This window comes from Streptococcus sp. 1055 (assembly GCF_013276815.1).
In the GTDB taxonomy this organism is placed as follows: domain Bacteria; phylum Bacillota; class Bacilli; order Lactobacillales; family Streptococcaceae; genus Streptococcus; species Streptococcus pseudopneumoniae.
Map to the genome: position 1 here is coordinate 1 of NZ_VMLT01000033.1, position 14154 is coordinate 14154.

Here is a 14154-nt window from a genome sequence, read left to right on the forward strand (position 1 = left end):
GAATTGAAATAAGATGTGAACATCTCTATCAGAAAAGTCAAATTAATTTATAGAAATATTTTAGCAGTCAAGATGGACTGTTATAGATTCAATACACTATACTTTTTTAATTTAATCCATTATAGTAAAATGAAATAATAACAGGACAAATCGATTTCTAACAATGTTTTATAAGTAGAGGTGTACTATTCTAGTTTCAATCTACTATAGAACTGACCAAGTCAGTAACCTAGACTTAGGGCAAGGCGGCACTGACCTAGTTTGAAGAGATTTCCGAAGAGTATAAATTTTAATATTTTCTTGTGTTATTCCTTGACAATTCAATTTGGAAAATATATGATAAAGATAATGACAGCGGTGTCATTCTATCTATTTTAAGAAAAGTAATAATCAATTGTTAAAAATAGTAAAAAAATTGGAGGTTCTGATGAAATATTTTGTTCCTAATGAGGTATTCAGTATTCGTAAATTAAAGGTGGGGACTTGCTCGGTACTATTGGCAATTTCAATTTTGGGAAGCCAAGGTATTTTATCGGATGAAGTTGTTACTAGTTCTTCACCGATGGCTACAAAAGAGTCTTCTAATGCAATTACTAATGATTTAGATAATTCACCAACTGTTAATCAGAATCGTTCTGCTGAAATGATTGCCTCTAATTCAACCACTAATGGTTTAGATAATTCGTTAAGTGTTAATAGTATCAGCTCTAATGGTACTATTCGTTCCAATTCACAATTAGACAACAGAACAGTTGAATCTACAGTAACATCTACTAATGAAAATAAGAGTTATAAGGAAGATGTTATAAGTGACAGAATTATCAAAAAAGAATTTGAAGATACTGCTTTAAGTGTAAAAGATTATGGTGCGGTAGGTGATGGGATTCATGATGATCGACAAGCAATTCAAGATGCAATAGATGCTGCAGCTCAAGGGCTAGGTGGAGGAAATGTATATTTTCCTGAAGGAACTTATTTAGTAAAAGAAATTGTTTTTTTTAAAAGTCATACACACTTAGAATTGAATGAGAAAGCTACAATTCTAAATGGTATAAATATTAAGAATCACCCTTCCATTGTTTTTATGACAGGTTTATTTACGGATGATGGTGCGCAAGTAGAATGGGGCCCAACAGAAGATATTAGTTATTCTGGTGGTACTATTGATATGAACGGTGCTTTGAATGAAGAAGGAACTAAAGCAAAAAATCTACCACTTATAAATTCTTCAGGTGCATTTGCTATTGGGAATTCAAATAACGTAACTATAAAAAATGTAACATTCAAGGATAGTTATCAAGGGCATGCTATTCAAATTGCAGGTTCGAAGAATGTATTAGTCGATAATTCTCGTTTTCTTGGTCAAGCTTTACCTAAAACTATGAAAGATGGGCAAATTATAAGTAAGGAGAGTATTCAGATTGAACCATTGACTAGAAAAGGTTTTCCTTATGCTTTGAATGATGATGGGAAAAAATCTGAAAATGTTACTATTCAAAATTCATATTTTGGCAAAAGTGATAAATCTGGGGAATTAGTAACAGCAATTGGCACACACTATCAAACATTGTCGACACAGAACCCCTCTAATATTAAAATTTTAAATAATCATTTTGATAACATGATGTATGCAGGTGTACGTTTTACAGGATTCACTGATGTATTAATCAAAGGAAATCGCTTTGATAAGAAAGTTAAAGGAGAGAGTGTACATTATCGAGAAAGCGGAGCAGCTTTAGTAAATGCTTATAGCTATAAAAACACTAAAGACCTATTAGATTTAAATAAACAGGTGGTTATCGCCGAAAATATATTTAATATTGCCGATCCTAAAACAAAAGCGATACGAGTTGCAAAAGATAGTGCAGAATATTTAGGAAAAGTATCAGATATTACTGTAACAAAAAATGTAATTAATAATAATTCTAAGGAAACAGAACAACCAAATATTGAATTATTACGAGTTAGTGATAATTTAGTAGTCTCAGAGAATAGTATATTCGGTGGTAAAGAAGGAATTGTTATTGAGGATTCAAAGGGTAAAATAACCGTTTTAAATAACCAATTTTATAATTTATCCGGTAAGTATATATCATTCATCAAATCTAATGCAAATGAGAAAGAACCTGTTATACGTGATAGCGATGGTAATTTCAATATTGTAACGGAGAATGGGCTTTACAAAATTGTAACAAATAATTTAAGTGATAAAAACAAAGAGGAAAAACAATCTAATTCAAATAATGTAATTGATAGTAACCAGAAGAACGGAGAGTTTAACTCAAGTAAAGATAATAGACAAATGAATGACAAGATCGACAATAAACAAGATAATAAGACAGAAGAAGTAAACTATAAAATAGTTGGAGATGGCAGAGAAACTGAAAATCATATTAATAAATCTAAAGAAATAGTAGATGTAAAACAAAAATTACCAAAGACTGGTTCGAACAAGATTATGGAACTATTCTTAACAGTGACAGGAATTGGTTTACTTTTGACACTAAAAGGGTTGAAGTATTATGGTAAAGATAAATAAAATTTGTTCGATACAAGGAAGTTCCGTAGAAAATGAGGATGCTGTAGGTTCACAAAATCAGTATTTTTGGATTATTGATGGAGCTACAGATTTATATAATTCTAAAGAGGAGATAGGTTATTCAGTCTCAGAAGTTGTACATATTTTATCAAAAAGTTTGTCGGTTAATTGTAAAGAATCAAAAACTCTTAAACAAATATTTGAAACTGCTTTACTCGAGGGTAAAGATGAAATCGGTTTAAACTCATATGAATTAACAGAGTATTATCGCTTACCAACATTTGCTTTTATATTTGCTAAACTTTCAGAAAAAAAGTTGGAGTATATGATGCTAGGTGACTGCGTCATGTTAGTAAACGAAATGGAAATAACTGATCATAGAGTAGATAACTTATTTGAAAAAGGGAAAAATGAGATAAAAGATTCAATTGGTACAAATAGTGTTTTAAATAAAAAAATTATTTTACAAAAAATCAGAAAATTATCTAATCAACCGAGTGGGTACTGGATAGGTTCGTTGGATGAGAGATTTTTAGACCATGCTATTATTAATCAAATAGATGTTACTAGTGAACAAATTGTTTTAATGAGCGATGGCTTTTATGAATTCTATCAAAATAATCAAAATAAAACTTTTGAAGAGTTAATTAAGATGAGATTTAATTCTTCTGCTATTGATCCAATCTATGGAAAGAAGGATGATGCAAGTATTCTAGTTATTGATGTTTGATATATTGTTTAAAATATTAATTGTTACTATTGAACTTTGTTAAGAAGAGGTACCTAAATGTTAAGGTTATATTTAGAAAATGAAATTATAGAATTATCAAATAATTTAGAGACCATTTGGGTATCTGTGCTTGATAAATATGAGAAGTTATTTGAATATTTATCAAATGAAGAACGAGTAGAATTGATTAAAGAAGATTTAATCATAAATGAGTCAGTTCTAAATATTGATAAAAAAGGATTTGAGTTAATTTGTTTACAACATCCTGTTTCATATGACTTAAGAAGAATTATTAGTGTAATAAAAATATCAACTGACATTGAACGTATTGGGGATAGAATTGTTGAAATTTTAAAAAATCTACAGATTATTCAAAATAATGAAAATTTGAAGAAAATTATTTCAGAAATAAAAATACTTCATGAAGTTATCGGACAGCATATGAATAGGGCTATATCTTGTTATAGAGAGGAACAATCTGGATGTTTAGATATGGTTGTTATACAAAAACAGAATGAGATAGAAGAGCTTAGTATAAATATTGAAAAGAAAATAATGAATTACATATTTGAAGATGATGGGAATGTTTCTGAAGTAATTGGTGCTTTAGATATTATTCATCACCTTGATAAAATTGCTCATACTACGCAAGCAATTTATAAATGGATAATGTATAGAAAATATGGGAACATAAATTAGAAAGAAAAATATATGAAAACAATTATTGATAATTTTGTTGATAGAGTAATTGAATACGGAATGTATAATGAAATTGACAAAATATATGTGAAAAATAGAGTATTAGCGTTAATAGGTGAGGAGGGAACTGATCGCATTTCCGATGAAAATGACCTGAAACAAATAAAAGATTACTTAGTGGAAATCGCCTTAAAAAACGGTAAAATTAAAGATTTAATCGAGGAAAAGGAATGTTTAGGAGCAGAGTTAATGAATTTCATAGTTCCTTTACCTAGTCGATTAAATGATATTTTTTGGAGTTCATATGATATATCACCTCAAGAAGCAGTTGAAGAATTTTATAAGTTAAGTAAAGATAGTGATTATATTAAAACTTCTGCTATTGCTAAGAATATTGAGTTTAGAGCATCAACTAAATATGGAGAGCTAGAGATTACGATAAATTTGTCAAAACCCGAAAAAGATCCAAAAACAATTGCTGCTGAAAAATTAGTAAAAGCAACTAATTATCCCAAATGTTTACTATGTATGGAAAATGAAGGATATCAGGGGCGAATAAATTATCCAGCACGTTCGAATCATAGAATTATTCGGTTGAAACTTGGTGACGAAGTATGGGGATTCCAGTATTCTCCCTACTCATACTTTAATGAGCATGCGATATTTTTGAATAGTCAACATGTACCAATGGCTATTACCTCTAAAACATTTGAACAATTATTGGAGATTGTTGATATTTTGCCAGGATATTTTGCTGGTTCAAATTCTGATCTTCCTATCTCAGGAGGCTCCATTCTTAGTCATAACCACTATCAGGGAGGGAAATATATTTTCCCAATGGAAAAAGCAAAATTTGAGAGTGAATTTCGTTTTAAAGACTTTGAGGATATTAATGCTGGTATTGTAAAATGGCCAATGTCAGTAATTAGGTTACAAAGTGAAAATAAAAATCGCTTGTTAGATTTAGCTACTAAAATTCTAAATAAGTGGAGAGAATATTCAGATTTAGAAGTAGACATCATTGCTATGACTGAAGATGTCCCACACCATACGGTGACTCCTATTGCTCGTAAAGTGGACGGGAGATATGAATTAGATATTGTTCTAAGAGATAATCATACTACTGAACAATACCCAGATGGTGTTTTCCATCCTCATCAAGATGTACAACATATTAAAAAGGAAAATATCGGATTAATCGAAGTGATGGGACTTGCGATATTACCACCTCGTTTGAAACCAGAGTTAGAAGAAGTTGGAAAATATCTTTTAGGAGAGGAAAACGCAATTGCGGATTATCATTTAGAATGGGCCGACCAATTGAAAGAAAAATATCCTAACATTAAAAAAGAAGAGGTTAATAGCGTAGTTCAACACGAAGTAGGACAAGCATTTGCGAGAGTCCTAGAAGATGCAGGTGTTTATAAGAATACTTCATCTGGACATGAAGCGTTTATGAGATTTGTTAAGTCGGTTGGAATTAATTAGGAGGAAACCCAAATGGCAATATTGGTAACAGGCGGAGCTGGTTATATTGGTAGCCATACCGTAGTAGAATTACTAAATTTAGGAAAGGAAGTTATCATTGTCGACAACCTTTCGAATTCTAGCATCTTGGTGCTAGACCGTATTGAAGCAATTACAGGAATACGTCCTGTGTTTTACGAATTAGATGTTTGTGATAAACAAGCATTGAGAAAGGTATTTGAACAAGAATCGATTGATGCTGCAATTCATTTTGCAGGTTATAAAGCTGTCGGAGAATCCGTGCAAAAGCCTGTGATGTACTACAAAAATAATATTATGAGTACATTGGCACTTGTTGAAGTGATGTCAGAATTTAATGTTAAAAAGATTGTCTTTTCTTCAAGTGCGACTGTATATGGAATTAACAATCAGTCACCTCTAATTGAGACGATGCAAACAAGTGCGACAAATCCTTATGGGTATACGAAAGTGATGCTTGAGCAAATTTTAAAAGATGTTCATGTGGCAGATTCAGAATGGAGTATTGCGTTGCTTCGTTATTTCAATCCAATTGGTGCTCATGAGTCTGGGCTTATTGGGGAAGATCCCTCAGGAATTCCTAACAACTTGATGCCTTATATTGCACAAGTAGCGGTAGGTAAGCTGTCAGAGCTAAGTGTGTTCGGAAATGATTATGATACGCTTGATGGTACTGGTGTGCGTGATTATATCCATGTAGTAGATTTAGCAATAGGACATATAAAAGCTTTAGAAAAAGTATCTGAAAAAACAGATGTTTATATCTATAACCTAGGCTCGGGAGAAGGCACTAGTGTATTACAACTTGTAAATACATTTGAAAGTGTTAATAAGATCCCTATTCCTTATAAAATAGTTCCAAGACGTTCAGGAGACGTTGCAACTTGTTATGCAAATGCAGACAAAGCATATAAGGAATTAAATTGGAGAACAACAAAATCGATTGAAGACATGTGTAGAGATACATGGAATTGGCAATCAAAAAATCCCAATGGCTATAATTGATGATACTGTCTATATGAGTGCTGTATTTTGGAAAAATTACTTAACCTTTTAATGAAATGTATATTTAATGAAAGATAAATTAAAAAAAATGTTTGACAGCGCTTGACAAAGGAAACGGTTTCATTGTATAATGTAAACATGATGACACCGATGTCAAATATAAAAAAGAAGGTCTTTATATGAAAAACTTAACAAAAATTAAGTTCAAAGAGAATGGGGAATTTAATCATTTCCCTGGGAATACAGTTGTAGCAAATCTTTATACTAAACAAGATTTGATGGAAGTTGTTGATATTATTCAATCACGTTATAGAGAATTACCATTTATCGATAAGTTCACTTTAACTCCAAGGAATTCTATTCACATGACTGTAATTGAATTGTTGTGCCATGAAAATCGTGAAACGGAGTTTTGGAGCAGTAATCTTCCTCTAGATACACCTTTACAGGAAATACATGATTACTTTGCTAAACAACTTGAAATTTTTCCATTGTTGGATGAAGAAATTCATATGCGTGTAACTGAAATGGGAAAACAAAACATATTAGTTGAACCTGCAGATGAAGCTTCTGCAAAGAGATTAGAAGAAATTCGTACTTATGTCTCAGAAAAAGCAGGTGTTCGTTTCCCTAATCATGATAGATATCAATTCCATATTTCAATTGGGTATCTTCGAATTCCTTTAACCGAAGAGGAGGAAGAAGAGTTTACTAAAGTCAGAGCAGAATTAACTGAAATTTTATTAGAGAAGATTCCAACTATTACTGTAAACCGTATTGACTATACTGTATTTGAAGATATGAGACAATTTGTTCCATATCACGAAAAATTTAAATAAAATAATAAAAAAGGAGAACTTATCATGAAAAAAATGAAAGTTTGGTCTACTGTACTTGCAACGGGAGTTGCTCTTACTACACTTGCTGCTTGCTCTGGAGGTTCAAATTCTACGACTGCTTCTTCATCTGAAGAAAAAGCTGATAAAAGTCAAGAATTAGTAATCTATTCGAACTCAGTCTCAAATGGTCGTGGTGATTGGCTAACTGCTAAAGCAAAAGAAGCTGGTTTTAATATCAAAATGGTTGATATCCCTGGCGCTCAATTAGCAGACCGTGTTATTGCTGAGAAGAATAATGCAGTTGCAGATATGGTATTTGGAATTGGTGCTGTTGATTCAAATAAAATTAGAGATCAAAAATTACTAGTACAGTACAAGCCTAAATGGTTAGATAAAATTGATCAATCTTTATCAGATAAAGATAATTATTATAATCCTGTGATTGTTCAACCATTAGTTTTAATTGGGGCGCCTGATGTAAAAGAAATGCCTAAAGATTGGACAGAATTAGGTAGTAAGTATAAAGGTAAATATTCAATTTCTGGTCTTCAAGGTGGTACAGGACGTGCAATTCTAGCAAGTATCTTAGTTCGATACCTTGATGATAAAGGTGAATTAGGTGTTTCCGAAAAAGGTTGGGAAGTAGCAAAAGAATATTTGAAAAATGCATACACTCTTCAAAAGGGAGAAAGTTCAATTGTTAAGATGTTAGACAAAGAAGATCCAATACAATATGGAATGATGTGGGGTTCTGGTGCATTAGTTGGACAAAAAGAACAAAATGTTGTTTTCAAAGTTATGACTCCTGAGATCGGTGTACCATTTGTAACTGAACAAACTATGGTTTTAAGCACTAGTAAAAAACAAGCGTTAGCTAAAGAATTTATTGATTGGTTTGGTCAATCAGAAATTCAAGTAGAATATAGTAAGAACTTTGGATCTATTCCTGCAAATAAAGATGCCCTCAAAGATCTACCAGAAGATACTAAGAAATTTGTTGATCAAGTGAAACCACAAAATATTGACTGGGAAGCTGTTGGAAAGCATTTGGATGAATGGGTAGAAAAAGCTGAATTAGAATACGTACAATAAGAAATAAGAGTTAATTTTTATGTCCAAGTCTCTCTATTATTTCTAAATTTATGGAAGAAATAAAGAGAGGCTTTTGGTTTTAGTGATAGAGGGAGTTAGTGAGATGATTAAATTTGATAATATTCAAATTAAATATGGTGATTTTGTTGCAATTGATAATCTGAATTTAGATATACATGAAGGGGAATTCTTTACTTTTCTTGGGCCTTCAGGATGTGGTAAATCAACTACTTTGAGAGCTTTGGTAGGTTTTCTAAATCCATCATCAGGAAGTATTGAAGTTAATGGAACAGATGTCACTCATTTGGAACCTGAAAAGCGTGGAATTGGTATTGTATTTCAATCTTATGCGCTATTTCCAACTATGACTGTTTTTGATAATATTGCATTTGGTTTAAAAGTTAAGAAGGTAGCTCCAGATGTTATTAAAGCTAAAGTATCAGCAGTAGCAGCAAAAATTAAGATCTCTGATCAACAGTTACAGCGTAATGTATCAGAATTATCTGGGGGTCAACAACAAAGGGTAGCATTGGCTCGTGCTCTGGTTCTTGAACCTAAAATTCTTTGTCTAGATGAACCATTGTCAAACCTTGACGCAAAATTACGTGTAGATTTGAGAAAAGAGTTGAAAAGACTTCAAAAAGAGTTAGGTATTACTACTTTATATGTTACTCATGATCAAGAGGAAGCCTTGACTTTATCTGATAGAATTGCAGTCTTTAACAATGGATACATCGAACAGGTCGGTACACCAGTAGAAATTTATCATAATTCTCAAACTGAATTTGTATGTGATTTTATTGGAGATATTAATGTTTTGACTGATGAAACAGTCCACGAAGTATTATTGAAAAATACAAGCGTTTTCTTAGAGGATAAAAAAGGATACATTCGATTAGAGAAAGTTCGATTCAATCGTGAAACTGAACAAGATTTTATTCTAAAAGGGACAATTATTGATGTTGAGTTTTCTGGAGTTACAATTCACTATACAATAAAAGTTTCTGAAAGTCAGATTCTTAATGTAACAAGTATTGATAGTCAGGCTGCTATTAGATCTGTCGGAGAAAGTGTGGAATTATTTATCACTCCATCAGACGTTCTGCAATTTTAAGGAGGTGCAGTATGCGTCATAAATTAAATTTAAAAGATTGGCTTATTCGTTTAGGGTTAATCTGGTTCTTAGTAACATTTATTATTTATCCAAACTTTGATCTAGTAGTGAATGTATTTGTAAAAGGAGGAGAATTTTCCCTTGATGCTGTACATCGTGTTCTAAAATCTCAGAGAGCACTTCAGAGTATTATGAACAGTTTTAAGTTAGCATTTTCACTCATTATTACAGTTAATATCGTAGGTATTCTTTGTGTTCTATTTACAGAGTACTTTGATATTAAAGGTGCTAAAATTTTAAAATTAGGTTATATGACTTCTTTAATTTATGGAGGAGTGGTTTTAGCGACTGGATATAAATTTGTCTATGGTCCTTATGGATTGATTACAAAATTTTTACAAAATGTTATCCCTTCTTTAGACTCTAACTGGTTTATTGGGTATGGTGCAGTCTTATTCATTATGACATTTTCAGGAACTGCTAATCATACATTGTTTTTAACAAATACAATTCGAAGCGTTGACTATCACACTATTGAGGCTGCTCGAAATATGGGAGCAAAACCATTTACTGTTTTCCGAAAAGTAGTGTTACCAACCTTAATTCCAACTCTATTTGCACTTACTATTATGGTTTTTCTTAGTGGTTTATCTGCAGTAGCAGCACCCATGATTGTTGGTGGTAAAGAATTTCAAACTATAAATCCAATGATTATTACATTTGCAGGGATGGGGAATTCTCGTGATTTAGCTGCCTTACTTGCAATTATTTTAGGTATTGCAACTACAATTTTGCTTACTATCATGAATAAGATAGAAAAAGGTGGAAATTATATTTCTATCTCTAAGACTAAAGCGCCTCTTAAAAAACAAAAAATTGCGTCTAAGCCTTGGAATATCATTGCTCACATTGTAGCATATGGATTGTTCACAGTTTTCATGCTTCCACTAATTTTTATAGTATTATACTCATTTACAGATCCAGTTGCAATTCAAACAGGTAACTTAACATTATCAAACTTTACTTTAGAAAATTATCGCTTATTCTTTAGTAATAGTGCGGCATTCTCTCCATTCTTGGTCAGCTTTATTTATTCTATTATTGCTGCGACAACAGCAACAATTCTCGCAGTTGTATTTGCTCGTGTTGTCAGAAAACATAAATCTCGTTTTGATTTCTTATTTGAATATGGTGCTCTACTTCCTTGGTTACTACCAAGTACACTTTTAGCAGTAAGTTTATTATTTACTTTTAATCAGCCACAATTTCTTGTCTTGAATCAGATTTTGGTAGGTGGTTTGGTAATTCTACTTATTGCATATATAGTTGTAAAAATCCCATTTTCTTATAGAATGGTACGTGCTATTTTATTTAGTGTTGATGATGAGATGGAAGATGCAGCAAGAAGTATGGGTGCTTCACCTTTTTATACTATGATGAAGGTTATCATTCCATTTATTTTACCGGTTGTTCTCTCTGTTATTGCTTTAAACTTTAACTCTTTATTAACTGACTTCGACTTATCTGTATTCCTTTACCATCCCCTAGCTCAACCATTAGGTATTACGATTCGATCTGCAGGTGATGAAACAGCAACATCTAATGCACAAGCTCTGGTATTTGTTTATACAATTGTTCTGATGATTGTTTCTGGAACTGTATTATACTTCACACAAAGACCGGGGCGTAAAGTAAGGAAATAATCATGACAGCCACTAGTCTTGGGTTATCACATATTGAAATAGTTGTCAGGATTGTTTTATCAGTAGTTATTGGTGGTGTAATTGGTTTAGAGAGAGGAAGTAAATCTCAACCAGCAGGTATTCGTACACATAGTATTGTTTGTCTGGCTGCATGTTTAATTATGATGACGAATGAATACGTATCTTATAAATTTGGTACAGGAGATCCTACACGCTTAGGTGCGCAGGTTATATCAGGTGTTGGTTTTCTTGGGGCTGGAACAATACTTATTACAGATAAAAAGAAAATAACTGGTTTAACAACTGCAGCCGGAATATGGGCTTCAGCTGGAATTGGATTAGCTATTGGAGTAGGTTTTTATGAGGGAGCTCTTTTAGTAGCCATTTCTGTTTGGGGTGTGATATCCATGTTCCAACCACTAAAAAAATATCTACGAAATCGTTCTAAAATGATTGAATTGTATATAGTGGTTAAATCTACAGAAGCCTATAATCGTGTATTGGTTTATTGTGCAGAAAATGGCATTAGAATGACTGATTCTAGAACTGCATTTGGAGATGTTAATTCTGACAGAATTGAATATTTTGATGTTCCAGACAAAAAAATCGCGTCATTTATTACTCTGGAATTATCAGGTAGATTTGAGCACCTTAAACTAATGGAAGAAATTGCTAATATTGTAGGTGTTATTTATGTCGAAGAAATTAGCTGAAATTTAGTAAACAAAGGGACAGATGTTTTTGTCCTTTTGTTTTTTAGATGTTTTAATCATCTAATTTTTGAGTAGATTTTTGCTCAGAGGTTTTTATGAAAGATTATAAAATCAATTTTGATTTAGGTAAAATAGAATATTTTGATAATAATTGTTTGATACAAGTATACAAATTTATTTCTTTTTATGATATTTGTGAAATGGTGTTTGCCTTTCATTTACCTCCTGATGAGTTGATAACAAATGTTATCTTTAAAGAAAAAATTAACTCTATGTTAAAATGTTACATTGACAGGCTATTATATGTTTTTATAAATCCTACACATTTTACTGAAAAAGTTAATCTACAATTTTATGGCAGTTTTTTCTCATATGAATTTATTTGTCGTGAAGTTGGAAACATTCTTAAAAATAAAGGTGTGAAATGCAATTTAAACTTTTTTGAAGGGAAAGAATATTTGTAAAATTAATTTTGTGAATTTGTGGATCTTAAATAATTTACTAAATTCTCTTGTTAAAAAAAATTAAATATTGTATAGTAATATTAGAATGTTCGTAATGGAGGACTGAAATGAAAAATATAAATGGGAAAAAGGTAACTATTTATGATATTGCACGTTTATCAGGTTTTTCTCCAAAAACAGTTTCACGAGTTATTAATGGTGGAGTAAATGTTAAAGAAGAAACTTATCAAGCGATTCAAAAAGTTATAGAGGAATTGTCGTATATTCCAAATGCGTATGCAAAAAATTTAACTAAAAAAGAAGCTATAAATATATTGATTTCTGTAAAAAAAATCGACTCTTTTCCTTTAATTTGGTTTCATACGCTGTTAGATAAAGTGTTACGGACGTGTAAAGAATTTGGTGTTAATGCTATAGTTGAGTACTTTGGAGAGGAGGATACAATTAGTAATTCAATTATATCAAGCACAGGTAGCCTAGTAGATGGTGTTATTGTTTTTTATGAAAGTGTAGATGATATCAGAATTCAGTATTTAAAGAAGAACCATATGCCTTTTCTTGTTTTCGGTGAATCTCAAACGTCTGGAGTAGTCTATGTATCTAATAATAATTTTCAAGCTACTTATGATATGATGAAAGCTGTAACTGAAGAAAAATTTAAAAATATGTGGTTGCTTATGGGAGGAGAATCCCATGTTAATAAGGATCGTGAAAGAGGTGTGCGTTCTTTTCTGAATGATAAAAATTACTTTATGGATTTAAAAGTCATTTATGGCTTATCTACAATTGATTCAGTTTATTCTTATGCAATGCAGCACTTGACTACCCAAAATTATCCGGACATTATTTTTGTTTCAGGAGATGAAAAGGTTCAGGGCTTGATTCGTGCGTGCTATGAGAAAGGAATTCTTATTCCAGATGATATTTCTATCATTGGATTTGATAATATTCCTATTTCTCAGTATTATACTCCAGCTTTGTCTACAATTGCTCCCAATTATGTTAAATTGGCTAAAGAAATGATAGAAGGTGTTTTAGCAATTATTAAAGGGGAAAGTGTCACATCTGTTGAAGTTTCTCCTAAATTTGTTAGGAGACAGAGTTTCTAGTATTGTTTAATTCTTGAAAATCCTAGTGGAAAAGATGGAGTGTTCTAAAATAAGTTCTGTTTAGCCTCCATTCAGTTTCTATTGAGTTGGATCCAATTTCTAACAAGTGGGACATGTTCATGTTCGATTTAAGGAAGACATGGTCACATTCGAATGATATTTTCAAAAAAATCGTAAAAAAGTCTTGACAAAGAAAAAACAAAGTATTAAAATAAGTTCAACAAATCAGAAAAGTAACTATTTTTGATCTTCAGGGAGCCTGTGGTGGTTGTGAATAGGTGGTTGGAAGTAGTGAAAGTGGGCTGATTTTGAAAATGAATTTGAAACAATGAAAATTCGGTGCGCACACCTTACAGTGCAGCTTGTTGTTAGACAAGGCAGAGATGTAAAGGAGATAGTTCCTTTATAATTGAGGTGGCACCGCGTTACCAACGCCCTCACATGGAAGTAGATTCCGTGTGTGGGCTTTTTTCTATCCGTCATTTTGTTTATCTTTTATTAGGGCCTTAAGTCGCTTTGATGAACTTGAGTTCTATCTACAGCTCCTTGCCTACTACTAAAAGCAAACAAAAAGGCCGGACTAATACGAAAAAAGCTAGTAATACTCAATGAAAATCAAAGAGCAAACTAAGAAACTAGCC

12 protein-coding genes and 1 other annotated feature are annotated in these 14154 nt (G+C 31.9%); all 12 genes read left to right on the forward strand.

Annotation, left to right across the window (positions count from 1 at the left end; all coding sequences use genetic code 11):
* Positions 1 to 427: 427 nt before the first annotated feature.
* On the forward strand, positions 428 to 2539 hold the full coding sequence (gene pfbA / locus HT699_RS03545; RefSeq protein WP_166730616.1) for a multi-ligand-binding adhesin PfbA: 2112 nt from the start codon (positions 428 to 430) through the stop codon (positions 2537 to 2539).
* On the forward strand, positions 2523 to 3269 hold the full coding sequence (locus tag HT699_RS03550; RefSeq protein WP_172934101.1) for a protein phosphatase 2C domain-containing protein: 747 nt from the start codon (positions 2523 to 2525) through the stop codon (positions 3267 to 3269). Before pfbA ends, HT699_RS03550 begins: the two co-directional genes overlap by 17 nt.
* 57 nt (positions 3270 to 3326) lie before the next feature.
* Positions 3327 to 3968, forward strand: coding sequence for a phosphate uptake regulator PhoU (locus HT699_RS03555; RefSeq protein WP_000945329.1), 642 nt, complete (start codon positions 3327 to 3329; stop codon positions 3966 to 3968).
* A 12-nt stretch (positions 3969 to 3980) separates the two neighbouring features.
* Positions 3981 to 5456: a UDP-glucose--hexose-1-phosphate uridylyltransferase gene (gene galT / locus HT699_RS03560; RefSeq protein ID WP_023932602.1), complete on the forward strand. Its 1476-nt coding sequence runs from the start codon at positions 3981 to 3983 to the stop codon at positions 5454 to 5456.
* Between the two features lie 12 nt (positions 5457 to 5468).
* Entirely contained in the window at positions 5469 to 6479 is a 1011-nt protein-coding gene (gene galE, locus HT699_RS03565) for a UDP-glucose 4-epimerase GalE (protein WP_000996560.1), read from the forward strand.
* Positions 6480 to 6658: 179 nt separating this feature from the next.
* Positions 6659 to 7318, forward strand: coding sequence for a DUF1868 domain-containing protein (locus HT699_RS03570; RefSeq protein WP_000793811.1), 660 nt, complete (start codon positions 6659 to 6661; stop codon positions 7316 to 7318).
* 24 nt (positions 7319 to 7342) lie between these two features.
* The gene (locus HT699_RS03575; protein ID WP_000738377.1) at positions 7343 to 8410 is read left to right on the forward strand and encodes an extracellular solute-binding protein; all 1068 of its coding nucleotides are present in this window, start codon (positions 7343 to 7345) and stop codon (positions 8408 to 8410) included.
* Between the two features lie 103 nt (positions 8411 to 8513).
* Positions 8514 to 9524: an ABC transporter ATP-binding protein gene (locus tag HT699_RS03580; protein ID WP_023932608.1), complete on the forward strand. Its 1011-nt coding sequence runs from the start codon at positions 8514 to 8516 to the stop codon at positions 9522 to 9524.
* 11 nt (positions 9525 to 9535) lie between these two features.
* Positions 9536 to 11227, forward strand: coding sequence for an iron ABC transporter permease (locus tag HT699_RS03585; RefSeq protein ID WP_023932610.1), 1692 nt, complete (start codon positions 9536 to 9538; stop codon positions 11225 to 11227).
* Between the two features lie 2 nt (positions 11228 to 11229).
* On the forward strand, positions 11230 to 11940 hold the full coding sequence (locus tag HT699_RS03590) for an MgtC/SapB family protein (protein ID WP_000127548.1): 711 nt from the start codon (positions 11230 to 11232) through the stop codon (positions 11938 to 11940).
* 95 nt (positions 11941 to 12035) lie between these two features.
* Positions 12036 to 12404: a hypothetical protein gene (locus tag HT699_RS03595; RefSeq protein ID WP_000656287.1), complete on the forward strand. Its 369-nt coding sequence runs from the start codon at positions 12036 to 12038 to the stop codon at positions 12402 to 12404.
* 107 nt (positions 12405 to 12511) lie between these two features.
* Complete coding sequence (locus HT699_RS03600; protein WP_000789949.1) at positions 12512 to 13513, forward strand: LacI family DNA-binding transcriptional regulator; 1002 nt, start codon at positions 12512 to 12514, stop codon at positions 13511 to 13513.
* Between the two features lie 211 nt (positions 13514 to 13724).
* Positions 13725 to 13955: a binding site (T-box leader), on the forward strand.
* Positions 13956 to 14154: the final 199 nt, after the last annotated feature.

Excerpts from the sequence above, each read along its gene's own strand:
- pfbA (WP_166730616.1), top strand. The coding sequence starts at position 428 with ATGAAATATTTTGTTCCTAATGAGGTATTCAGTATTCGTAAATTAAAG.
- HT699_RS03550 (WP_172934101.1), top strand. The coding sequence starts at position 2,523 with ATGGTAAAGATAAATAAAATTTGTTCGATACAAGGAAGTTCCGTAGAA.
- HT699_RS03555 (WP_000945329.1), top strand. The coding sequence starts at position 3,327 with ATGTTAAGGTTATATTTAGAAAATGAAATTATAGAATTATCAAATAAT.
- galT (WP_023932602.1), top strand. The coding sequence starts at position 3,981 with ATGAAAACAATTATTGATAATTTTGTTGATAGAGTAATTGAATACGGA.
- galE (WP_000996560.1), top strand. The coding sequence starts at position 5,469 with ATGGCAATATTGGTAACAGGCGGAGCTGGTTATATTGGTAGCCATACC.
- HT699_RS03570 (WP_000793811.1), top strand. The coding sequence starts at position 6,659 with ATGAAAAACTTAACAAAAATTAAGTTCAAAGAGAATGGGGAATTTAAT.
- HT699_RS03575 (WP_000738377.1), top strand. The coding sequence starts at position 7,343 with ATGAAAAAAATGAAAGTTTGGTCTACTGTACTTGCAACGGGAGTTGCT.
- HT699_RS03580 (WP_023932608.1), top strand. The coding sequence starts at position 8,514 with ATGATTAAATTTGATAATATTCAAATTAAATATGGTGATTTTGTTGCA.
- HT699_RS03585 (WP_023932610.1), top strand. The coding sequence starts at position 9,536 with ATGCGTCATAAATTAAATTTAAAAGATTGGCTTATTCGTTTAGGGTTA.
- HT699_RS03590 (WP_000127548.1), top strand. The coding sequence starts at position 11,230 with ATGACAGCCACTAGTCTTGGGTTATCACATATTGAAATAGTTGTCAGG.
- HT699_RS03595 (WP_000656287.1), top strand. The coding sequence starts at position 12,036 with ATGAAAGATTATAAAATCAATTTTGATTTAGGTAAAATAGAATATTTT.
- HT699_RS03600 (WP_000789949.1), top strand. The coding sequence starts at position 12,512 with ATGAAAAATATAAATGGGAAAAAGGTAACTATTTATGATATTGCACGT.